Below are 21159 nucleotides of genomic sequence, written 5' to 3' on the forward strand. Positions count from 1 at the left end.
AATCTGTCAATCTTCATGCCAGGCCGTGTCTTTGGCACTTGCCAGCCGTTAATGCCTGCATGGGGAGTGCCCGCGTCGGCGCCAAGGAGGCAAAAACGCGATGCGCGTAGGAACGTTTGTACTGGCGGCCCAGTTTCCGGGCCAGGGGCAGGGAGAGGCGCTGCACCGTGCGGTGCGGTCGGCCGAGGTCGCCGAGGAGGCGGGCCTGGACACGGCCTGGCTCGCCGAACATCATTTCGTGCCGTACGGGACCTGCCCGTCGGCCATCACCCTGGCCGCGCTGCTGCTCGGCCGCACCCGCACCCTGCGGGTCGGCACGGCCGTGAGCGTGCTGCCCACGGCGCACCCGGTGGCCCTGGGCGAGCAGGCGGCACTGCTGCACCTGACCTCGGGCGGGCGCTTCTCGCTCGGCGTCGGGCGCGGGGGGCCGTGGGTGGACCTGGAGGTCTTCGGCTCGGGTCTGGAGGCGTACGAGTCGGGGTTCCCGGACTCGCTCGACCTGCTGCTGCGCTGGCTGCGGGAGTCCCATGTGGGGGGTGAGAGCGGGCGGTTCGCGTTCCGCGAGGTGCCGGTGGTGCCCCGCCCCGCCGAGGCGATAGGCGGCACGGACCCGGCCGGACCCGAGGTGGTCGTCGCCTGTACGTCACCGAAGAGCGTGCGCACCGCCGCCGAGCGGGGCCTGCCGATGCTGCTCGGGATGCACTGCGGCGACGAGGACAAGGCGGAGATGGTCGCACTCTGGCGCCGCTGCGCGCGCGAGGCCGGGCGCACGCCCGACGAGATCCTCTCCGCGCCCCATGTCTCCGCCGGAGTCGCCCAGATCGGTGACGGCGCCGCGGACGCCTCGGAGGCGCTCCTGAAGGCGATGCCAGGCTGGCTGAAACAGGGGCTGGACGCACATGTGACGGTGGACGGACGCCTACGTTCGATGCGGGATCCGCGCGCCTACACGGAGCTGCTGTGCCGTCTGCACCCCGTCGGCACCCCGCAGTTGTGCGCGGACCGGCTCGCCGCCACGTCGGAGCGCACCGGCATCACACGCTTCGCACTGCTCGTCGAGGGTTCGGGGGATCTCGCGGCGACGGAGGAGAACGTGCGCCGGCTGGGAGCCGAGGTTCTGCCGCAGCTCGGCTGATCCCGTCCGTCAGTCGCCCTTGAGGTCCGGTGCCTGCCGCCCGTACAGAAGCACCTCCCGCGCACGGGACGGCAGGCAAACCGATCCAAGGCGTAAGCCGTCAGCAGTCACGCAGCTCCGGTGACTGGTTGAGCAGCTGGTTGCGGGCCGAGGTGAAGCGGGCCAGCGTCTCGTCCACCGCCGGGTTCAGCGGGAACACCGCGACCCGGTGGCAGTTCTGGAACGCGAGCCGGACACCGAAGTGCCGCTGGAGCGCGCCACGAATCGCGTCACTCGCGAGCGCACGCAGCAGCTGTCCACGTGCCTGCTCGTCCGGCGGCGGCGTCTGGTTGTCGGCGAAGTCTCCGCCGTCGACCTTCAGCTGAGCCACCAGGGAGCTGATCATCTCCCATGCGTAAGGCAGGGAGGTCCGGACGCAGTCGACGAAAGCCGCTTCGTCAACCTCGCCTCGCTCGGCCTGTTCCAACAGTGCCGGTGAGACGTCGAGCGACATGGGTTCTCCTCTCGCACCCCCAGGGAGCGGGGGTTGACGGACAGGCCTGGGAGTTCCCGGCACACGCGGCCCCTCGAACACTCAGCGTGCGCGCACCGCGACCTCCTGCTTCTACGGTAGGCAACGCTTCCGGAGCGCAACAGGGCGTACCGCGCACCGGTCGCACACAACCAGCCAATATCGAACGGGGTGCTTCTGAATAAAAGGGGCACCCGAAAGGCCTCGGACAAGGCGGTACGGGGCGACGGGCGGGCGAAGTGCGGGGAGCATCGGCAGTCGAGTAGCGTTGCCCACCATGCGTCTCGTCATCGCCCGCTGCTCCGTGGATTACGCGGGCAGGCTCACCGCCCATCTCCCGTCGGCCCCCCGCCTCATCCTCGTGAAGGCGGACGGCAGCGTCTCCATCCACGCGGACGACCGGGCCTACAAGCCCCTCAACTGGATGTCGCCGCCCTGCACCTTGAAGGAGGGCACGGGTGACGACGAAGGCACCTGGACCGTCATCAACAAAGCGGGCGAAAAACTGATCATCACGATGGAGGAGATCCTCCACGACTCGTCGCACGAACTCGGTGTGGATCCGGGTCTCATCAAGGACGGCGTGGAAGCACACCTTCAGGAACTCCTCGCCGACCGCATCGAAACCCTCGGCGAGGGCTACACGCTGATCCGCCGCGAGTACATGACGGCGATCGGCCCGGTCGACATCCTGTGCCGGGACGCCGAGGGAGGAACCGTCGCCGTCGAGATCAAGCGGCGCGGCGAGATCGACGGCGTGGAGCAGCTCACGCGCTATCTGGAGCTGCTGAACCGTGATCCGCATCTCGCCCCGGTGCGGGGGGTTTTCGCGGCGCAGGAGATCAAGCCGCAGGCGCGGGTGCTCGCCACCGACCGGGGGATCGGGTGCACCGTGCTGGACTACGACGCGATGCGGGGCATCGAGGACGACAAGCTGCGCTTGTTCTGACCCGGGTCGGCACAAAGCCGCGGTCGCGTCTGCTCGGTTGATGAGCAGTCGCGACCGCGGCTTTTCTGTGGTTGCTCGCGCAGTTCCCCGCGCCCCTTACGGGGCGCTCTACATCACAGTGTCGGAGACGCTCGGGACGACGGGGCTGCTCGCCGTGTCGGTGGTGTCCGGGGGTGTCGGCGGCTCGGAGGTCTCCGGGGGCTCCGAGGTCTCCGGGGGCTCCGACGTCTCGGGCGGCGTCGGCGACTTCGTGGGCGGCTTCGTCGGGGTCTTCGTGGGCGACTTGGTCGGTGACTTCGTCGGATTCTTGGTCGGGGACTTCGTCGGGGCGTCCGGCGACTTGGTGCCGGACGGGTCGTCCGACGGCTGACCGGCGGAGGACGACGGCGTCGGGTCGTCCGCCGTGCCCGGGATCCCGTCCTTGCCGGGGTCGGCCGGCGCCGAGGAGGTCCCGGAGCCTGCACCGCCCTTGCCGCTGCCCTCGGCCTTGTCCGCGCCCAGCTCGCCGCCGTTCTCCCCCGCCGAGGCCGACGGGTTGGTGTTGACCTTGTCGGACGGCGGCTGGTCCTTGTGGGACGTGGCGCCGAGGGTGACGACCGTGCCCAGCACCGCGACGAGCAGCGCGCCCGCGCCGGCCGCCACCATGTTGCGCCGGGTGCCGCTGACGATGGACCTGCGCGTGGGCGCCTTGCCGCCGCCGATCACCGTCGGCGGCGTCGGCCGGCTCACCAACGTCTCGGCCTCGCGGGGCGGTTCGGGCTGCGCGTAGGCGGCGGGCACCCCGCCGGGCGGCGACTGCGACTCCTCGTACATCGCGTCGGGGACTTCCTCGCCGGCCGCCGTGCGGCCACCGGGCAGCGCCCCGCCGGAACGGTCCGCCACCAGGGCCAGGGCGCGTCGGCCGGCGATCGTGCCGCGCTTGTCGGCGAGGGCGCCGCGCAGGCCGATGGAGGCCTCCAGCTCGGCGCGGGCCCGGTCGAGCTGCCCTTCGAGCAGTGCGAGGATCCCCAACTCGTGGTGGAAATAGGCCTCTTCGGAGACGAGCCCGGCGAGCCGCGCCGCCTCCTGCCCGGAGCGCAGCGCGCGCTCCCAGGCGCCCCAGGCGAGCCCGGCGGCGAACGCGGGGGCGGCCGCGCGGGCCAGCTCCACCGAGGCGGGCGACTCACCGTCGTCGGCCGACAGCGGTACGAGGACCGCGAGCGCGGCCAGCAGCGCGTCGCTCTCGGCGGCGACCCGCTCGGGCCCCACCGACGGGTGGCCGGCCCACCAGGCGTAGTGCAGGGCCGCGGTACGGGCCCGCTCGACGGTCTCGTCGCCGAACCCGGCCGCCTCCAACTGCACCTGCACACCGGCCGCGAGGCGGTAGCGCGCGCCGACCGCGGTGACGAGCGCGGCGGCGACCAGCTCGGCGAGGGCCGCGTCCGCGTGCTGGTCGCCGACGAGCGCGGGCAGATGTGCCTGGTGCGGGATCTCGCCGCCCAGCGCGACGGCGAACCGCAGGGTGGCGCGGGCCGAGCCGCTCAGCCGGGAGGCGAGCAGCGCGGCGGGCGCGGCGCCCTCGGCGAGCGAGGGCAGCGGTACGTCGTACCCGTCGGCGGAGTCGAACGGCGCGTCCACCGGAGCGTCGGAGAAGAAGCCGTGCTCGTCGAAGACGTTCGGGTCCGCGCGCAGTTGGTCGCGCTGCCGCAGCAGGGCACCGGCCTGCGCGAACCGCAGCGGCAGCCCCTCCGACTCGAACCACAGGTCGCCGGCCCACTGTGCCTCGTCGTCGGTCAGCACCCGGCCGACGACGCGCTCCAGGAGTTCCAGGCTGCTGCCGCGGCCGAGGCCGCCGAGGAAGACCTCCTCCACGTGGGAGTCGGCCGACGGGGCGGCGACGTCGGGCGTCGCGGCGAGCAGGAAGGCGCACTCGGGTGTCGCTTCGAGGAGCTCGTCGAGCTGGGTGCCACCGAACTCGAGGTCGTCCAGGACGACGACGGCGCCGACCTCGTGGACGAGTTCGCGCATCAGGGCGCGGTCGGGGCGGTGCAACGGCGCGTTGTACACCGCGCCGAACAGCTCGTGCAGCAGTTCGTCGGCCGAGCGGCGGTGTCCGGAGAGCCGGACGACGCCGTCGGGCGCGATGCCGAGGCAGTCCTCGGCGACCTGGTCGAGGAGCGCGGTGCGCCCCGATCCCGAGGGTCCGGTGAGCCGTACGGAGCGCCCGCGTGCGAGGAGCCGTACCAGGCGCTCACGGTCCTCCTGTCGCTCCAGGAGCGGCAGCCGGGGCAGTGCGGGCCCGGGCGGCAGCGGCGGGCGCGTGGCCCGCGCGAGCTCGATGCGCTCGGCGGCGTCGTGCTTGACGGGCCTGCCGGGGCGCTCGCCCGGCGGGCAGGGTTCGATCTCGCTGCCGTCGACAGGGTTGACGGTGAGGAGATGGTCGCCCGACACGAGCTGCACGGTGCGCGCGAGCGCGGGCACCGGCTGGCCGAAGTCGGGTGAGACGGGCGGGCGCCGGCTGCCGCCGTGCGCCGGTGTGCTGTCGTCGCGCCGGTCCTCGCTGAAGTCTTCCGGTCCCCGGTTCGTCGGGTCCATGGTCAAAGCCCCCCAAAAGCGTGGTGTGCCGCTTGCCCCTCCCGGCCTGTGCACACTGCGCTGTCGCTTCTGGTCCGGTGCCCGCGAGGCGGGTACGTCATACCGCGGGCGACCGAACCCTAGACCTTGTCGCAGTATCGCCGAACAGCCGGGGTGCCGCGCCGTCCGAGACGTCACAGTCTCGTGAGGATTGTGGGCGCTTCCCCCAGGAATGAGTGATTCACACCTTCGGGGGGTGAACGTGCCTCACACGCGGGGCAGCGACTCGACTCCGATGCCGCCCTCGATGGCCAGGATCCGGTGCAGCCGGGTCGCGACCAGCAGGCGCTGCATGCGGTCCGGGACCGCGCGCAGTACGAGCCGGCGTCCACAGCGGCCGGCGCGCCGGTGGGCGCCCATGATGACGCCGAGTCCGGTCGCGTCCCACGAGTCCAGTTCGGACAGGTCGAGGACCAGGTCTCCGATGCCGTCGTCGACGGCGGTGTGCAGGACCGTACGGGCGTCCGCCGCGCTCCGGACGTCGAGGCGGCCCCCGACGACCAGCTCGGCGTGGTCGCCCCTGATGTGCATATGCGCTCCCCGTGCGATCAGTAGTGACGAGAGGTTTCCAGGTGATCTGGGTATGTCACTGCAACTGACTGGCTCAAGGCGCCAGAAGTTGCCGTCTGTAAGCGAACCGATACCGAATTCACCCTGAGGGGTGATGTCGCGTCAGGCGGGCCTGGTTCAGCCCCGCTTGCCGGTTCAGCCGTGCTTGTAGAAGCCCTGCCCGCTCTTGCGCCCGATGTCACCGGCATCCACCATCCGGCGCATCAGCTCCGGCGGCGCGAACTTCTCGTCCTGCGACTCCGTGTAGATGTTGTCGGTGGCGTGCAGCAGGATGTCGACGCCGGTGAGGTCGGCCGTGGCCAGCGGTCCCATCGCGTGGCCGAAGCCGAGCTTGCAGGCGATGTCGATGTCCTCGGCGGTGGCCACGCCCGACTCGTACAGCTTCGCGGCCTCGACGACGAGGGCGGAGATGAGGCGGGTGGTCACGAAGCCGGCCACGTCGCGGTTGACGACGATGCAGGTCTTGCCGACGGACTCGGCGAACTCCCGCGCGGTGGCGAGGGTTTCGTCGCTCGTCTTGTAGCCGCGGACCAGCTCGCACAGCTGCATCATCGGCACAGGCGAGAAGAAGTGCGCACCGACGACGCGCTCCGGACGGTCCGTCACCGCCGCGATCTTGGTGATCGGGATCGCGGAGGTGTTCGACGCGAGCACCGTGTCGTCCCGCACGATCTTGTCGAGCGCGCGGAAGATCTCGTGCTTGATCTCCAGCCTCTCGAAGACGGCCTCGACGACGAGGTCGGCGTCGGCCGCCGCGTCCAGATCGGTGGTCGGGGTGATGCGGGCGAGGGCCGCCTCGGCGTCCTCGGCGGCGAGTTTGCCCTTGCTCACGAACTTGTCGTACGACGCCTCGATGCCGTCGGTGCCGCGCTTGAGGGCTTCATCGGTGACATCGCGCAGGACGACGTCCCAGCCCGCCTGGGCGGAGACCTGGGCGATGCCGGACCCCATGAGACCGGCCCCGACGACGGCGAGCTTCCCTGCCACGTGCGACTCCCCTTTTACCGCGTACCCGCTTACCCGCGTACCGCTCGACCACTGTTCACGTTGCTCTCCGGCGGACGATAGCGCCCGTGAGGGGGCATGTGGCGGTTAAGAGATGCGCGTCACGTCTCGAATGACGGACATCACACCGACGTGGTCCATCAGGCGTCGCGCACCGCATAGTTGAGCACCTTTTCGCTCAGGAGTTCCTCTGCGCCGTCGAGAAGATCGAGCATCTCGCGGGAGACCTCGGCGGGTCTGCCGCCGGCGAGCATGCGGCGGCCGATGCCCGCCATGACCGTCTGGTGCACCCAGCCGATCTGGCCGGCGATCAGATCCGGCAGCGGGTCGTCGTCGGGCGCGTGCGTCTCCTGGCGCAGGGTCTCGGTGAGGTTGTCGTGGACCTCCTGCTGGATGGCCCACAGGCGGGAGCGCAGGGCGGCGGCGCCGTGCACCACCCGCATGAAGTCGCTGTAGCCGTCCATCAGGCCGACGCGCGGCGAGACCGACTCGATCTCCTCGCGCAGTTCGCGCAGCACGGCGACGGCCGCGGACTCACCCGGGGCGCGCCCGCGCACCCAGCGCGACATCCGGTCGACGACTCCCCTGGAGCGGTCGAGGAACAGGTCCTCCTTCGCCGGGAAGTAGTTGTAGACCGTGTTCACGGACACGTCCGCGGCGTCCGCGATCTCCGCGATGGTCACCGCGTCGAACCCGCGCTCCAGGAACAGACCGGTCGCCACGTCCGAGATGTACTGCCTGGTCTGCCGCTTCTTGCGCTCCCTGAGCCCTTCCGCCATGGGCCGATCCTACGCAATCGATGGCCTCACTGAAATTTTGGGGGCATTGCAAAATTGCAGTGACTCTGTTTTTCTGGCCCGCATGGCAGTCATCAGCACGTCCGGGCTCACCCGGACCTTCACCACCCGACGCGGGCCCGTCGAGGCCGTCCGCGGCATCGATCTGCGGGTCGAGCCGGGCGAGATCCTCGGCTTCCTGGGGCCGAACGGCGCGGGCAAGACCACGACCCTGCGCATGCTGACCACGCTGCTCCCGCCGAGCGGCGGCGCGGCCACCGTCGCGGGCCACGACCTGGCGGCGGACCCTGCGGGGGTGCGCCGCGCGGTGGGGTACGTCGCCCAGTCCGGCGGCGTCGATCCGACCGTCTCCGTACGGGAGGAGCTGGTCACCCAGGGCCGCCTCTACCGGCTGACGAAGACCCGGGCGGCCGAGCGCGCCGCGGAGCTGGCCGCCGATCTCGGCCTCACCGATCTGATGGAGCGCAGGACCGCCGCGCTCTCCGGCGGGCAGCGGCGCCGCCTCGACATCGCGCTGGGCCTCACCCACCGCCCCGCCGTCCTCTTCCTGGACGAGCCGACGACCGGGCTCGACCCGGGCAGCCGCGCCGACCTGTGGGACCTGGTGCGACGGCTGCGCGACGAGCACGGCACCACCGTCTTCCTGACCACGCACTACCTGGACGAGGCGGACGCCCTCGCGGACCGGATCGTCGTGGTGGACCAGGGGGTCGTCGCCGCCGAGGGCACGCCGAGCACGCTCAAGCTGAAGTACGGCGGGTCGATCGACGCGACGCTCCAGGAGACCTTTCTGACGATCACCGGGCGCGGGCCCGCGCCGGCGGACACGACCCCGGTGGCGGTGTGAACGACATGAGAATCCTCGCCGCGGACACCGCGCTGATCTTCGGCCGGTACGCCCGCCAGACCTTGTCCTCGAAGTTCCAGATGCTCTTCGGCGTCCTGATGCCGCTGCTGTACCTGGTCCTCTTCGGACCGCTGCTCACCGGCCTGCCACTGGGGTCGCGCGGCAGCTCGTGGCAGATCCTGGTGCCCGGCCTGCTGCTCCAGCTCGGGGTGTTCGGGGCCGGGTTCGCCGGGTTCTCGGTACTCATCGAGAAGAACTGGGGCGTGCTGGAGCGGATGCGGGTCACCCCGGTCAGCCGGCTCGCGCTGCTGCTCGGGCGGGTGCTGCGGGACACCGCGCTCTTCCTCTGCCAGGCCGTGCTGCTGGTGCTCGCCGCGCTGGCGATGGGCCTGCGGGCGCCGCTCGCCGGGATCCTGATCGGCTTCGCCTTCGTGGCACTGCTGACGGTGTCGCTCGCCTCGCTCTCGTACGCCTTCGCGCTGCGGGTGAACACGCCGGGCGAGTTCGGGCCCGCCATCAACACGGTCACCGTGCCGTCGATGCTGCTGTCGGGCCTGATGCTGCCGATGACGCTCGCCCCGGGCTGGCTGGACGTGCTCTCGCACTTCCTGCCGGTGCGGTATCTGGTGGACGCGATGCGGGACGCGTACGTGGGCTCGTACGCGAGCGCGCACATGCTGTACGGGGTCCTGGTCGCGGTCGCCTTCGCGGCCGGCGCCGTGACGGTGGGCACACGTGTCTTCCGCAGGGCCGGGGCATAACTACGCTGGTCGCATGGTCAATCTGACGCGCATCTACACCCGTACCGGAGACAAGGGCAGCACCGCCCTCGGCGACATGAGCCGCACCGCCAAGACCGATCTGCGGATCTCGGCGTACGCGGACGCCAACGAGGCCAACGCCGTCATCGGCACGGCGATCGCCCTCGGCGGCCTGGACGAGGAGGTCGTCACGGTGCTCACGCGCGTCCAGAACGACCTGTTCGACGTCGGCGCCGACCTGTCGACGCCCGTCGTCGAGAACCCCGCGTACCCGCCGCTGCGCGTCGAGCAGTTCTACGTCGACAAGCTGGAGGCGGACTGCGACCGGTTCAACGGGGAGCTGGAGAAGCTGCGCTCGTTCATCCTGCCCGGCGGCACCGCGGGCGCGGCCCTCCTGCACCAGGCGTGCACCGTGGTGCGACGGGCCGAGCGCTCGACGTGGGCGGCCATGGAGGTGCACGGCGAGACGATGAATCCGCTGACCGCGACGTACCTGAACCGCCTCTCGGACCTGCTGTTCATCCTCGCCCGCACCGCGAACAAGGCGGTCGGGGACGTGCTGTGGGTGCCGGGCGGGGAGCGCTAGGGCGTGACGCCCACCGCGTCCCAGGCCGCGCGGACGGCCTTGCACTCGTCGCCGTCCGCGCCGTAGCGGGCGGCGGCGGCCCGGACGGTGGCGCCGGCCCAGGCCGCGAAGTCCGGTACGGGATCGGGGAGTTCCCCGGTGAGGGCGTCCCACCAGATGCGCCCCGCACGCTCCCAGGCATGACCGCCCAGCTCCTTGGCGAGGCGGTAGAAGGCGTGGTTGGGGATGCCGCTGTTGATGTGGACGCCGCCGTTGTCGAGCTCCGTCTCCTGGTACGCGTCCAGGTGCGCGGGCTGCGGGTCCTTGCCCATCACCTCGTTGTCGTAGGCCGTGCCGGGGGCCCGCAGGGAGCGCAGCGCGTGGCCGCCGGGGCCGGGCACGATGAGGCCGTCGGCGAGCAGCCAGTCGGCCTCGTCGACGCGCTGGCCGAGGGTGTACTGGCGGGTGAGCGTGGCCAGCACGTCACGGATCGAGACGTCGAGGGCGCCCGCCTGTCCCTCGAAGGGGAAGCGTTCCAGCTGGTGCAGCCGCCACCAGCCCTCCGCGGTCACCACGTCGAACTGGGCGAAGCTGTCGAAGAGTGCGGGGTCGCCGTCGCCGAGGATGATCAACTGCCCGTTCCACCAGCCGTTGTTGTACCGCCTGTCGTAGTGCACGATCGCCGCGTACGGGAAGCGCGAGGCGTCGTCCTCGTCGAGTCCGAGCACGTCGACGCCGAACCGGTCCATCGCCACGAGCGCCTCGTACGCGACGTCCGCGGCCCGGTCCCCGCGCGGTGCCGAGCCGGTCCAGCGCACCGGCCGCAGCCCGTCCAGCCGCTTGCCGCCGCCCGCGTCGAAGACCAGGTGCCGCACCAGGTCGGAGGGCTCGGCACCGGGCCGCACCTCCAGGCCCCCGTCGCGCACGACATAGGCGGGGGCGCCCGGCACCGGTGCGACGCCGCCCTGGAACTCCAGCGTCACCGGGAGCATGCCGGGGCTCGCCACGATGTTCGTGGCCGCGCCCGGTTCCAGCGGGGCGGTCCAGGCCTGGATCTGGTTCCTCGGCATCTGGGCCACCGAGCCGATCTCCCTGATCGCGGTGATCAGCTGCTTGCACGCCTCGTGCAGGAACTCGTCGCGTTCGGCGCCCGACAGCTCGTTCGCGGCGACGGCCGTGGCCAGGTCCAGCGCCTCGTACCCCCGGTTGGCGCGCTCGAAGACGTCGCTGCGGCGCATCCGGGCGAGCACCGGACTGTTGCTCTGCCAGGCCGTCTTCGACAGCGGCGGCGTCGCCCACTGGCCGGTCTGCCGGAACTGCGCCACGGCGGAGCTGTCCCGGGTCAGCTCCGCGTACACGAGGCGGGCCGCCGTCCGCGCGGAGGCGCGGTTGCGCAGCCAGGCGCCGGTACCGGTGGCCACGCCGCCTCCCACCGTGCCGATGACCGCGGCCAGGAGCGTGCTGTCCATGTCCGCATGGTCGCCCTGCCGCAGATGCGCGCCCATGGCCTGAAGAGCGTATTTCCGCTGGTCACCGATCGAGCGCGGGCGTCTTCTTCGGGAACAGCGTGTAGCTCAGCGCGATGACCACGTTGAGGCCGATGAGGAACAGCATCCGCTGCTGCCACTGGGTCAGCGACCCCGTGGCCCCGTCGTCGCCCACGTACCAGATCGCTCCCTGGAGGAGTCCGAGGGCGATGACCGAGGCGAGCACCCAGCGCGCGGCGAGCTTCCACTCGTGGACCGCGCGCGCGGTGCCGTACTTGGGCGTGGACGGCGGCGGGCCGCCCGCGAAGCGGTGGGCGACGCGGACGTCGACCCACTGGACCGTGTAGTGGCCGAGCGCCACCGAGTAGCCGATGTAGACGGCGGCCAGGCCGTGCTTCCAGTCCGGTTCGGCGCCGTTCTTGAGGTCGACGGCGGTGACGATCAGCAGGATCACTTCGAGGAGCGGCTCGCAGAGCAGTACGGCCAGGCCCGCGCGGGGCATCCGGGCCCAGTAGCGCAGGGCGAGTCCGGCGGCGAGCAGCACCCAGAAGGCGACCTCGCAGACGACGATGAGCGTGACGATCACGACGGGCTCCTCTCGTTCCCCGCTTCCAGCCTGGCCGCCGGACGGGCCGGGATCGTCGTCGTACGTGACGAGAAGGCACTGCATCCTTCGATGTACCGGCGGTCCCCGCGATGTCGTCCCTGGGCGCCGTGCCCGACGGGCCCGGCCCGTGTTGGATGGGGTCATGCACCTGCCGCTCCCCCGCCCGCCGCACCGCGACGACGTCCGGATCGCCGTGGCGGGCCTGCTGGGCGGGCTGCTGCTGTGGGGCATCGGGCTCGGCATGAACACGGGCCGGTCGCTCGGCGGCGCGTGGCTGCTGCTGCCGCTCGTCGCGATGTCCGCCCTGGAGCTGGTGCGCCGGACGCTGCCGTGGTGCGCGGTCGCCGCGGGCACCCTCGTGCTGATCGCCGACCAGTGCACCGCGGGCAGCCTGGCGACCGTCCTGATGTACACGGACCTGGTCTACGCGGCCGTCCTGTACGGGAGCCCGGCGGCGGCCCGGCGCATTCCCGTGGCCGCCGGTCTGGTCACCGTCGCGGCGACGCTGGGCGCCGTCGCCGTGCTGCGGCGGCCGGAGGCCCTGCTGATCGGGGTCGCGGTGGGTCTGGTGACGTTCTTCCCGGCCGCCACCGGGGTGCTGGTGCGCAATCACCGCGAGACGGCCGCGGCCGAGCGGCTGCGGGCCGAACAGACCGCGCTGCTCGCCGAGATGGACCGGGTGCAGGCGGTGACGGCGGAGCGCGCCCGGATGGCCCGTGAGCTGCACGACATGGTGGCGAACCATCTCTCCGCCATCGCGATCCACTCCACGGCCGCGCTGTCCATCGACGACGCGGCGACCACCCGTACGGCGTTGGAGACCATCCGGGAGAACAGCGTCGACGGACTGGCCGAGATGCGCCGCCTGATCGGCCTGCTGCGCGACGCGGGCGCCTCCACGGAACCGGCCGCGGCGCCGACCCTGGACGGTCTGGGCGCCCTCGTCGAGCAGTCCCGCGCGAACGGGCTCGACGCGGAACTGACCGTCACCGGCGCCACGTCGGGGCTGCCCGCCCCGGTCGGCCTCGCCGCCTACCGCATCGTCCAGGAGTCCCTCACCAACGCCCTCAAGCACGCCGCCCCCGGCCGCGTCACGGTCGAGGTCGCGTGCTCGGCGGACCGGGTCGAGGTGCGGGTCGCCAGCCCGTACGGGGACCGGGGCGGGCCGCGCGCCCCCGGTTCCGGCGCCGGACTCGTCGGCATGCGCGAGCGCACCGAGCTGCTCGCCGGGACCTTCGACGCGGGCCCGCACCCCGATTCCGGGCGCACGGTGTGGCGGGTGCGCGCGACTCTGCCCCTGGAACCCCCGGCCCCCGAAGGAGAACCCGCGTGATCCGCGTACTCGTCGCCGAGGACCAGTCCGCCGTACGGGCCGGGCTCGTCCTCATCCTGAACAGCGCGCCGGACATCGAGGTGGCCGGCGAGGCGGCGGACGGCGAGCAGGCGGTGGCGCTGGCCCTCGAACTGCGCCCCGATCTGGTCCTGATGGACGTGCAGATGCCCCGCCTCGACGGGGTTTCGGCCACGCGCGAGATCGTCGCCGAGGCCCTCGCGGACGTCCTCGTGCTGACCACCTTCGACCTGGACGCGTACGTCTTCGGGGCGCTGCGCGCGGGCGCCAGCGGCTTCCTCCTCAAGACCACCGACGCCAAGGACCTGATCGAGGCCGTGCGGACGGTCGCGCGCGGAGAGGGAACGATCGCGCCGGCCGTGACCCGCCGGCTGATCGCCGAATTCGCGTCAGGCCCGCAACGCGCCGCCGCGCCGCCGGAGTTGGCGACGCTCACCCGGCGCGAGCGCGAAGTCCTCGGCTGCCTGGGCGAAGGGCTCTCCAACGCGGGGATCGCGGACCGCCTCGACATGGCCGAAGCCACGGTGAAAACGCACGTCAGCCGCCTTCTCGGCAAGCTCGGACTGCGCAGCCGGGTGCAAGCCGCAGTACTGGCGCAGGAGTTGGGTCTGTAGGCCGTCGCGAGGCGGCCGCCGAAGGGAGGCCGAAGGTTGGCCGAAACCCGTAATTGGTTTAGACCTTGACCGTTGGTCCAGACCTTTCTATTCTCGCCGCACTGCGGTGAGCACACACCCCCCACCTCCGGTGCTCATGGGCGTCGCAGGGATCCACCCCCTTCACGGACCCCGGAACCCCGAGGAGCACCCCATGCGCTCGACCGACGTACCCAGAAAGCGACTGCGGCACAGATTCACCGCCGTCCTGGCCACGCTCGCCCTCCCCGCCGCCGGCCTCACCGCCGTCACGGCCCTCGCCTCCCCCTCGCAGGCGGCAGCCGCTGCAAGCGCCGTCACCGCCACCTACGCCAAGACCCAGGACTGGGGCACCGGCTTCGAGGGCAAGTGGACGATCAAGAACGGCGGCACCACGGCCATCAGTTCGTGGGCCGTCGAGTGGGACTTCCCCTCCGGCACCAAGGTGACCTCCGCCTGGGACGCCACGGTCACCAACTCCGCCGACCACTGGACCGGCAAGAACCTCTCCTGGAACGGGTCGCTCGCCCCCGGCGCCTCGATCTCCTTCGGCTTCAACGGCTCCGGTGCCGGCGCCCCCTCCGGCTGCAAGATCAACGGCGCCTCCTGTGACGGCGGCGACGTGCCCGGCGACGCGGCCCCCTCCGCGCCCGGCACCCCGACCGCCTCCGCCATCACCGACACCTCGGCGAAGCTCTCCTGGTCGGCGGCCACCGACGACAAGGGCATCAAGAACTACGACGTCCTGCGCGACGGCGCCAAGGTCGCGACGGTGACCGGGACCTCGTACTCCGACACCGGCCTCACCGCCGGCACCGACTACTCGTACACCGTCCAGGCCCGCGACACCGCCGACCAGACGGGTCCCGCCTCCGGCGCGGTCAAGGTCCACACCACTGGCGGCGGCACCGACCCGGGCAACCCGGGCACCGGCGGCAAGGTCAAGATGGGGTACTTCACGGACTGGGGCGTCTACGGCCGCCAGTACTTCCCGAAGAACCTGGAGACCTCCGGCTCGGCCGCCAAGGTCACCCACATCAACTACGCCTTCGGCAACGTGCAGAACGGCCAGTGCACGATGGGCGACTCCTACGCCGACACGGACATGGCCTACACCGCGGCCAACTCCGTCTCCGGCACCGCCGACACCTGGGACCAGCCGCTGCGCGGCGCCTTCAACCAGCTGCGCCAGCTCAAGGCCAAGCACCCGAACCTGAAGATCCTCTGGTCGTTCGGCGGCTGGACCTGGTCCGGTGGCTTCGGCCAGGCCGCGCAGAACCCGGCCGCGTTCGCCGACTCCTGCTACAAGCTGGTCGAGGACCCGCGCTGGGCCGATGTCTTCGACGGCATCGACATCGACTGGGAGTACCCCAACGCGTGCGGCCTGTCCTGTGACACCTCGGGCCAGGACGCCCTGAAGAAGCTGACCACCGCGCTGCGCGCCAAGTTCGGCTCCTCCAACCTGGTCACCGCCGCCATCACCGCCGACGGCTCGGCCGGCGGCAAGATCGAGAAGAACGACTACGCGGGCGCTGCCCAGCCCCTCGACTGGTACAACGTCATGACCTACGACTTCTTCGGCGCCTGGGACGCCAAGGGTCCGACGGCCCCGCACTCCCCGCTCACCTCGTACTCCGGCATCCCGCAGGCCGGCTTCAACTCGGCGGACGCGATCGCCAAGCTCAAGGCGCAGGGCGTCCCGGCGTCCAAGCTCCTGCTCGGCATCGGCTTCTACGGGCGCGGCTGGACGGGCGTGACGCAGAAGGAGCCGGGCGGTACGGCCACGGGTCCGGCGGCCGGTACCTATGAGCAGGGCATCGAGGACTACAAGGTCCTGAAGACGAAGTGCCCCTCGAACGGCACGGTGGCCGGCACCGCGTACGCCTTCTGCGGTTCCGACTGGTGGTCCTACGACACCCCGGCGACGATCGGCTCGAAGATGAGCTGGGCCAAGTCGCAGGGTCTGGGCGGCGCGTTCTTCTGGGAGTTCTCGGGAGACACGTCCAACGGTGAGCTGGTCAGCGCCGTGGCCTCCGGCCTGAACTAGGCCCCCTCAACGAAGCCGGGCCCACGGGAACGCCCCCCGTGCGCCCGGCTTCTTCACGTGCGGCACGAAAAACGCGCCCCTGGACGAGCGAAGCTCGTTTCAGGGGCGCGGGGAACTGCGCGACCAGCCACACTCAACCCGCACTCGAAGATCAGGCTCAGGCCACATTGACGCGCTGCCCGGGCGGCGCCGCCTCCAGCCACGCCAGGAACCCGGTCAGGGCATCCTCGCTCATGGCCAGCTCAAGCCGGGCCCCGCGATGCGTACACGCCAGCACGATGGCATCGGAGAGAAGCGCCAGCTCCTCTTCACCCTCCGGCGCCCGCCGCCCGTTGACCTCGATGGCCGCCCGCTCAAGAATCCGCCGGGGCCGAGGCGCGTACGAGAACACCCGGAACCACTCGATCCGGTCACCGTTGTAGCGCGCGATCCCGTACCCCCACCCCTTGCCGGAGGTGTCCACGGCATCCGGCGCGGGAGCGTCCCACCGCAGTGAGCAGTCGAAGGTGCCGCCCGAGCGCTGGATCAGCCGGCGCCGCAGCCCGAAGACGAACAATCCCAGCAGTACGAGTACGACGACCGCGACTACGCACAGCACGAGAACGAGGACCATCTGCACCGACCTCCTCGTCTCTCAAGGAACTTCTCGACCGATCAAACGCCTGATAACGGAACAGCAAAAACAGGTATAGATCGCCTCAGCCGCGACCCGGTCCGGAGGGCTACTCCGGCCTGGGCCGCGGCTGAGGTGCGTCTATGGGCTCGCTGGGGTCAGCGCGCCGCCACCGCACGCAGTCGGACGTCGGCGCGACGCTCGGCGGACGCGTCGGCGTCCGACTTCGCGCGCTCCAGCGCCCGCTCCGCCCGCTGGACGTCGATCTCGTCCGACAGCTCGACGATCTCGGCCAGCAGCGACAGCTTGTTGTCCGCGAACGACACGAAACCGCCGTGGACAGCCGCCACGACCGTTCCCCCGTCGCTCTGGCGGATCGTCACCGGGCCCGACTCCAGCACACCGAGCAGCGGCTGGTGACCGGGCATGACGCCGATGTCGCCGGACGTGGTACGCGCGACGACCAGGGTGGCCTCGCCGGACCAGACACTACGGTCCGCGGCGACGAGCTCGACGTGCAGCTCAGCAGCCATGGTGGGCTCCTCGGGTCACCACCCGGCGGCACTCGCTGCCGGGTGTTGGGTCAAAGTCTAGTGGGCGTTTCGGGAGGGCCGGGACGCACCCCGGCCCTCCCATGAGCTACGAGGCTCAGGAGACGCCGAGCTCCTTGGCGTTGGCCTTGAGGTCCTCAATGCCACCGCACAGGAAGAACGCCTGCTCCGGGAAGTGGTCGTACTCGCCGTCGATGATCGCGTTGAAGGCCACGATCGACTCGTCCAGCGGGACGTCCGACCCGTCGACGCCGGTGAACTGCTTGGCGACGTGGGTGTTCTGGGACAGGAAGCGCTCCACGCGACGGGCGCGGTGGACGGTGAGCTTGTCCTCCTCGCCGAGCTCGTCGATACCGAGGATCGCGATGATGTCCTGGAGGTCCTTGTACTTCTGCAGCACCGTCTTGACGCGCATGGCGGTGTTGTAGTGGTCCGCCGCGATGTAGCGGGGGTCCAGGATCCGGGACGTGGAGTCCAGCGGGTCGACGGCCGGGTAGATGCCCTTCTCGGAGATCGGACGGGAGAGAACCGTCGTCGCGTCGAGGTGGGCGAAGGTCGTCGCCGGGGCCGGGTCGGTCAGGTCGTCCGCGGGCACGTAGATGGCCTGCATGGACGTGATCGAGTGACCACGGGTCGACGTGATGCGCTCCTGGAGGAGACCCATCTCGTCGGCCAGGTTCGGCTGGTAACCCACGGCGGACGGCATGCGGCCGAGCAGCGTGGAGACCTCGGAACCGGCCTGCGTGAAGCGGAAGATGTTGTCGATGAAGAACAGCACGTCCTGCTTCTGCACATCGCGGAAGTACTCCGCCATGGTCAGACCCGCGAGGGCCACGCGCAGACGGGTGCCCGGCGGCTCGTCCATCTGACCGAAGACCAGCGCGGTCTTGTCGATGACGCCGGACTCGGCCATCTCCTCGATGAGGTCGTTGCCCTCACGGGTGCGCTCGCCGACACCGGCGAACACGGAGACACCGTCGTGGTTGTTGGCGACGCGGTAGATCATCTCCTGGATGAGCACCGTCTTGCCGACGCCGGCACCGCCGAACAGGCCGATCTTTCCACCCTTGACGTACGGGGTGAGAAGGTCGATGACCTTGACGCCGGTCTCGAACATCTCGGTCTTCGACTCGAGCTCGTCGAAGTTCGGGGCCTTGCGGTGGATGCCCCAGCGCTCGCCCGTGTACTGCTCGTCGACGTTCAGGACCTCGCCGAGGGTGTTGAACACCTTGCCCTTGGTGAAGTCACCGACGGGGACGGTGATGGAGGCACCGGTGTCGGTCACCGCGGCCTGGCGGACCAGACCATCGGTGGGCTGCATGGAGATGGCGCGGACCAGGCCGTCACCGAGGTGCTGGGCGACCTCGAGCGTCAGGGTCTTCTTCGCGCCGTCCTGCGCCGGGTCGTTGACCTCGACGTGCAGGGCGTTGTAGATGTCCGGCATCGCGTCGACGGGGAACTCCACGTCGACGACCGGGCCGATGACCCGGGCGACGCGGCCCGTGGCAGCGGCCGTCTCAACTGTGGTCGTCATTACTTGTCACTCCCCGCGGTCGCGTCGGCCAGGGCGCTGGCGCCACCGACGATCTCGCTGATTTCCTGGGTGATTTCGGCCTGGCGGGCCGCGTTGGCAAGACGGGAGAGCGTGTTGATCAGCTCGCCCGCGTTGTCGGTCGCCGACTTCATCGCGCGGCGCGTGGCGGCGTGCTTGGAGGCAGCCGACTGGAGCAGTGCGTTGTAGATACGGCTCTCGACGTAGCGCGGCAGCAAGGCGTCGAGGACGTCCTCCGCCGACGGCTCGAAGTCGTACAGCGGAAGGATCTCGTCCTTGGACGAGGACTCCTCCGCCACCTCTTCGAGGCTGAGCGGCAGCAGGCGGCCGTCGACCGCCGTCTGCGTCATCATCGAGACGAACTCGGTGTAGACGATGTGGAGTTCATCCACGCCGCCCTCGGCCGTGTCCTTCTCGATGGCCTCGATCAGCGGGCCCGCGACCTTCTTCGCGTCCGCGTAGCTGGGCTCGTCGGTGAAACCCGACCACGACTCCACGACCTTGCGCTCGCGGAAGTTGTAGTGGGCCAGACCGCGGCGGCCGACGATGTACGTGTCGACCTCCTTGCCCTCGGCCCGGAGCCGCTCGGTGAGCTGCTCCGCGGCCTTGATCGCGTTCGAGTTGAAGGCGCCGGCCAGACCGCGGTCGCTCGTGAGGAGCAGAACCGCGGACCGGGTCGCCGTCTCGGCCTCGGTCGTCAGCGGGTGCTTGGTGTTCGACCCGGTCCCCACCGCCGTGACCGCGCGCGTCAGCTCGGTCGCGTACGGCGTGGAGGCCGCCACCTTGCGCTGCGCCTTGACGACACGCGAGGCGGCGATCATCTCCATCGCCTTGGTGATCTTCTTGGTCGCGGTGACGGATCGGATGCGACGCTTGTAGACCCGGAGCTGGGCTCCCATGAGTCAGGTCCCTTCCGTCGTCACTTACCGGCGGCGGCCGGAGCGTCCTCGCCGAGAAGCTTCCCGTCCGAGGTCTCGAACTGCTTCTTGAAGTCGGCGATGGCGTCGGCAACAGCGGTGAGGGTGTCGTCCGACATCTTGCCGCCCTCCTTGATGGAGGTCATGAGGCCCTGCTCCTTGCGGTGCAGGTGCTCCAGGAGCTCCTTCTCGAAGCGGCGGATGTCGGAGACCGGAACCTCGTCCATCTTGCCGGTGGTGCCGGCCCAGACGGAGACGACCTGGTCCTCGGTCGACATCGGCTGGTACTGAGCCTGCTTGAGCAGCTCGACCAGACGCTGACCGCGCTCCAGCTGCGACTTCGACGCGGCGTCCAGGTCGGAACCGAAGGCGGCGAACGCCTCCAGCTCGCGGTACTGGGCCAGGTCGAGGCGCAGACGGCCGGAGACCTGCTTCATCGCCTTGTGCTGCGCGGAACCACCGACTCGGGAGACGGAGATACCGACGTTCAGCGCGGGGCGCTGACCGGCGTTGAAGAGGTCCGACTCCAGGAAGCACTGGCCGTCGGTGATGGAGATGACGTTGGTCGGGATGAACGCCGAGACGTCGTTGGCCTTCGTCTCGACGATCGGCAGACCCGTCATCGAACCGGCACCGAGCTCGTCCGAGAGCTTCGCGCAGCGCTCGAGCAGACGCGAGTGCAGGTAGAAGACGTCACCCGGGTAGGCCTCGCGCCCCGGCGGGCGGCGCAGCAGCAGGGAAACGGCGCGGTAGGCGTCGGCCTGCTTCGAGAGGTCGTCGAAGATGATGAGGACGTGCTTGCCCTCGTACATCCACTGCTGACCGATGGCCGAACCGGTGTACGGCGCCAGGTACTTGAAGCCGGCCGGGTCGGACGCCGGGGCGGCGACGATGGTCGTGTACTCCAGCGCGCCGGCCTCTTCCAGGGCACCACGCACGGAGGCGATGGTGGAACCCTTCTGACCGATGGCGACGTAGACGCAGCGGACCTGCTTCGACGGGTCGCCGGTGCGCCAGTTGTCACGCTGGTTGATGATCGTGTCGACGGCCAGGGCGGTCTTGCCGGTCTGACGGTCACCGATGATCAGCTGACGCTGGCCACGGCCGATCGGGGTCATCGCGTCGACGGCCTTGTAGCCGGTCTCCATCGGCTCGTGCACCGACTTACGGGCCATGACGCCCGGGGCCTGCAGCTCAAGGGCGCGTCGGCCGCTGGTCTCGATGTCGCCGAGGCCGTCGATCGGGTTGCCGAGCGGGTCGACGACGCGACCCAGGTAGCCCTCGCCGACGCCGACGGACAGGACCTCACCGGTACGCGTGACCGGCTGACCCTCCTCGATACCGCTGAACTCGCCGAGGACGACCGCACCGATCTCGCGCTCCTCAAGGTTGAGGGCGAGACCCAGGGTGCCGTCCTCGAACTTCAGCAGCTCGTTCGCCATGGCCGAGGGAAGACCCTCCACCTTGGCAATGCCGTCGCCGGCAACGGTGACCGTACCGACCTCCTCGCGCGAGGCCGCGTCCGGCTTGTACGCCTGGACAAAGTTCTCCAGCGCGTCCCGGATCTCCTCCGGCCGGATCGTGAGCTCCGCCATCTGGGTTCCCTGCTCTCCTTGTTGGGCCCGAAGTGTTCTTGGGGTCTGGGGTCA

The 21159-nt window shown here is 70.5% G+C and carries 20 protein-coding genes; 8 read left to right on the plus strand and 12 right to left on the minus strand.

What is annotated here, in order from left to right; all coding sequences use genetic code 11:
• The first annotated feature begins 100 nt into the window (after window positions 1-100).
• Entirely contained in the window at window positions 101-1135 is a 1035-nt protein-coding gene (locus ACFVDP_RS39940) for an LLM class flavin-dependent oxidoreductase (protein ID WP_383501414.1), read from the plus strand.
• A 100-nt stretch (window positions 1136-1235) separates the two neighbouring features.
• On the opposite strand, the gene ACFVDP_RS39945 is transcribed toward ACFVDP_RS39940, so the two are convergent.
• Window positions 1236-1628 carry an SCO5389 family protein gene (locus ACFVDP_RS39945; protein WP_383501416.1) on the minus strand — a complete coding sequence of 131 codons (393 nt, stop codon included), beginning with the start codon at window positions 1626-1628 and terminating at the stop codon, window positions 1236-1238.
• A 295-nt stretch (window positions 1629-1923) separates the two neighbouring features.
• Between ACFVDP_RS39945 and nucS the strand changes: the two genes are divergently transcribed.
• Window positions 1924-2595 (plus strand): endonuclease NucS, encoded by a 672-nt coding sequence (nucS, locus tag ACFVDP_RS39950; protein WP_383501419.1) that lies wholly within the window; start codon window positions 1924-1926, stop codon window positions 2593-2595.
• Window positions 2596-2703: 108 nt separating this feature from the next.
• Here the strand turns inward: nucS and ACFVDP_RS39955 are convergent, their stop codons facing one another.
• The 4 genes from ACFVDP_RS39955 to ACFVDP_RS39970 form a co-directional block, all read right to left on the minus strand.
• Window positions 2704-5169, minus strand: a complete 2466-nt coding sequence (locus ACFVDP_RS39955; RefSeq protein ID WP_383501422.1) for an ATP-binding protein — start codon at window positions 5167-5169, stop codon at window positions 2704-2706.
• Between the two features lie 246 nt (window positions 5170-5415).
• Complete coding sequence (locus tag ACFVDP_RS39960) at window positions 5416-5739, minus strand: STAS domain-containing protein (protein WP_383501425.1); 324 nt, start codon at window positions 5737-5739, stop codon at window positions 5416-5418.
• A 174-nt stretch (window positions 5740-5913) separates the two neighbouring features.
• The gene (locus tag ACFVDP_RS39965) at window positions 5914-6765 is read right to left on the minus strand and encodes a 3-hydroxyacyl-CoA dehydrogenase family protein (RefSeq protein ID WP_383501427.1); all 852 of its coding nucleotides are present in this window, start codon (window positions 6763-6765) and stop codon (window positions 5914-5916) included.
• A gap of 158 nt (window positions 6766-6923) precedes the next feature.
• Window positions 6924-7562, minus strand: a complete 639-nt coding sequence (locus ACFVDP_RS39970; RefSeq protein WP_383501430.1) for a TetR/AcrR family transcriptional regulator — start codon at window positions 7560-7562, stop codon at window positions 6924-6926.
• Between the two features lie 82 nt (window positions 7563-7644).
• Here ACFVDP_RS39970 and ACFVDP_RS39975 point away from each other — a divergent pair, with 82 nt between their 5' ends.
• The 3 genes from ACFVDP_RS39975 to ACFVDP_RS39985 are packed head-to-tail and all read left to right on the plus strand — an operon-like array spanning window position 7645 to window position 9774.
• Window positions 7645-8427: an ABC transporter ATP-binding protein gene (locus ACFVDP_RS39975; protein ID WP_383501432.1), complete on the plus strand. Its 783-nt coding sequence runs from the start codon at window positions 7645-7647 to the stop codon at window positions 8425-8427.
• An 11-nt stretch (window positions 8428-8438) separates the two neighbouring features.
• Window positions 8439-9188, plus strand: a complete 750-nt coding sequence (locus ACFVDP_RS39980; protein WP_383501608.1) for an ABC transporter permease — start codon at window positions 8439-8441, stop codon at window positions 9186-9188.
• Window positions 9189-9201: 13 nt separating this feature from the next.
• Complete coding sequence (locus ACFVDP_RS39985) at window positions 9202-9774, plus strand: cob(I)yrinic acid a,c-diamide adenosyltransferase (RefSeq protein WP_383501435.1); 573 nt, start codon at window positions 9202-9204, stop codon at window positions 9772-9774.
• Here the strand turns inward: ACFVDP_RS39985 and ACFVDP_RS39990 are convergent.
• Window positions 9771-11222 (minus strand): M4 family metallopeptidase, encoded by a 1452-nt coding sequence (locus ACFVDP_RS39990; protein WP_383501438.1) that lies wholly within the window; start codon window positions 11220-11222, stop codon window positions 9771-9773. The two genes, ACFVDP_RS39985 and ACFVDP_RS39990, sit on opposite strands and share 4 nt — an antisense overlap.
• Window positions 11223-11283: 61 nt before the next feature.
• Window positions 11284-11826 (minus strand): hypothetical protein, encoded by a 543-nt coding sequence (locus tag ACFVDP_RS39995; protein ID WP_383501440.1) that lies wholly within the window; start codon window positions 11824-11826, stop codon window positions 11284-11286.
• A gap of 163 nt (window positions 11827-11989) precedes the next feature.
• On the opposite strand from ACFVDP_RS39995, the gene ACFVDP_RS40000 reads away from it, so the two are divergent.
• The 3 genes from ACFVDP_RS40000 (at window position 11990) to ACFVDP_RS40010 (ending at window position 15877) form a co-directional block, all read left to right on the plus strand.
• Window positions 11990-13180, plus strand: coding sequence for a sensor histidine kinase (locus ACFVDP_RS40000; protein ID WP_383501443.1), 1191 nt, complete (start codon window positions 11990-11992; stop codon window positions 13178-13180).
• On the plus strand, window positions 13177-13812 hold the full coding sequence (locus ACFVDP_RS40005) for a response regulator (RefSeq protein ID WP_383501446.1): 636 nt from the start codon (window positions 13177-13179) through the stop codon (window positions 13810-13812). The genes ACFVDP_RS40000 and ACFVDP_RS40005 overlap by 4 nt, the downstream gene beginning before the upstream one ends.
• A gap of 193 nt (window positions 13813-14005) precedes the next feature.
• Window positions 14006-15877, plus strand: coding sequence for a glycosyl hydrolase family 18 protein (locus ACFVDP_RS40010; RefSeq protein ID WP_383501449.1), 1872 nt, complete (start codon window positions 14006-14008; stop codon window positions 15875-15877).
• Window positions 15878-16034: 157 nt separating this feature from the next.
• Here ACFVDP_RS40010 and ACFVDP_RS40015 read toward each other — a convergent pair whose 3' ends face one another.
• The 5 genes from ACFVDP_RS40015 to atpA all read right to left on the minus strand — a co-directional run bounded on the left by ACFVDP_RS40015 (window position 16035) and on the right by atpA (window position 21105).
• Window positions 16035-16490, minus strand: a complete 456-nt coding sequence (locus ACFVDP_RS40015) for a DUF2550 domain-containing protein (protein ID WP_383501452.1) — start codon at window positions 16488-16490, stop codon at window positions 16035-16037.
• Window positions 16491-16648: 158 nt separating this feature from the next.
• The gene (locus ACFVDP_RS40020; protein ID WP_383501454.1) at window positions 16649-17023 is read right to left on the minus strand and encodes a F0F1 ATP synthase subunit epsilon; all 375 of its coding nucleotides are present in this window, start codon (window positions 17021-17023) and stop codon (window positions 16649-16651) included.
• A gap of 115 nt (window positions 17024-17138) precedes the next feature.
• Window positions 17139-18575 (minus strand): F0F1 ATP synthase subunit beta, encoded by a 1437-nt coding sequence (atpD, locus tag ACFVDP_RS40025; RefSeq protein ID WP_383501457.1) that lies wholly within the window; start codon window positions 18573-18575, stop codon window positions 17139-17141.
• A complete protein-coding gene (locus ACFVDP_RS40030) occupies window positions 18575-19492 on the minus strand; it encodes a F0F1 ATP synthase subunit gamma (RefSeq protein ID WP_383501460.1) in 918 nt (305 codons plus the stop codon). Before ACFVDP_RS40030 ends, atpD begins: the two co-directional genes overlap by 1 nt.
• Before the next feature lie 20 nt (window positions 19493-19512).
• Window positions 19513-21105 (minus strand): F0F1 ATP synthase subunit alpha, encoded by a 1593-nt coding sequence (atpA, locus tag ACFVDP_RS40035; protein ID WP_383501463.1) that lies wholly within the window; start codon window positions 21103-21105, stop codon window positions 19513-19515.
• Window positions 21106-21159 lie beyond the last annotated feature (54 nt).

It is taken from the genome of Streptomyces sp. NPDC057694 (assembly GCF_042799415.1).
Taxonomy (GTDB): domain Bacteria; phylum Actinomycetota; class Actinomycetes; order Streptomycetales; family Streptomycetaceae; genus Streptomyces.

Excerpts from the sequence above, each read along its gene's own strand:
- ACFVDP_RS39940 (WP_383501414.1), top strand. The coding sequence starts at position 101 with ATGCGCGTAGGAACGTTTGTACTGGCGGCCCAGTTTCCGGGCCAGGGG.
- ACFVDP_RS40015 (WP_383501452.1), bottom strand. The coding sequence starts at position 16,490 with ATGGTCCTCGTTCTCGTGCTGTGCGTAGTCGCGGTCGTCGTACTCGTA.
- ACFVDP_RS40010 (WP_383501449.1), top strand. The coding sequence starts at position 14,006 with ATGCGCTCGACCGACGTACCCAGAAAGCGACTGCGGCACAGATTCACC.
- ACFVDP_RS39960 (WP_383501425.1), bottom strand. The coding sequence starts at position 5,739 with ATGCACATCAGGGGCGACCACGCCGAGCTGGTCGTCGGGGGCCGCCTC.
- ACFVDP_RS39975 (WP_383501432.1), top strand. The coding sequence starts at position 7,645 with ATGGCAGTCATCAGCACGTCCGGGCTCACCCGGACCTTCACCACCCGA.
- ACFVDP_RS39990 (WP_383501438.1), bottom strand. The coding sequence starts at position 11,222 with ATGGACAGCACGCTCCTGGCCGCGGTCATCGGCACGGTGGGAGGCGGC.
- ACFVDP_RS39945 (WP_383501416.1), bottom strand. The coding sequence starts at position 1,628 with ATGTCGCTCGACGTCTCACCGGCACTGTTGGAACAGGCCGAGCGAGGC.
- ACFVDP_RS40020 (WP_383501454.1), bottom strand. The coding sequence starts at position 17,023 with ATGGCTGCTGAGCTGCACGTCGAGCTCGTCGCCGCGGACCGTAGTGTC.
- nucS (WP_383501419.1), top strand. The coding sequence starts at position 1,924 with ATGCGTCTCGTCATCGCCCGCTGCTCCGTGGATTACGCGGGCAGGCTC.
- ACFVDP_RS40000 (WP_383501443.1), top strand. The coding sequence starts at position 11,990 with ATGCACCTGCCGCTCCCCCGCCCGCCGCACCGCGACGACGTCCGGATC.
- ACFVDP_RS40030 (WP_383501460.1), bottom strand. The coding sequence starts at position 19,492 with ATGGGAGCCCAGCTCCGGGTCTACAAGCGTCGCATCCGATCCGTCACC.
- ACFVDP_RS39985 (WP_383501435.1), top strand. The coding sequence starts at position 9,202 with ATGGTCAATCTGACGCGCATCTACACCCGTACCGGAGACAAGGGCAGC.
- ACFVDP_RS39955 (WP_383501422.1), bottom strand. The coding sequence starts at position 5,169 with ATGGACCCGACGAACCGGGGACCGGAAGACTTCAGCGAGGACCGGCGC.
- atpD (WP_383501457.1), bottom strand. The coding sequence starts at position 18,575 with ATGACGACCACAGTTGAGACGGCCGCTGCCACGGGCCGCGTCGCCCGG.
- ACFVDP_RS39970 (WP_383501430.1), bottom strand. The coding sequence starts at position 7,562 with ATGGCGGAAGGGCTCAGGGAGCGCAAGAAGCGGCAGACCAGGCAGTAC.
- atpA (WP_383501463.1), bottom strand. The coding sequence starts at position 21,105 with ATGGCGGAGCTCACGATCCGGCCGGAGGAGATCCGGGACGCGCTGGAG.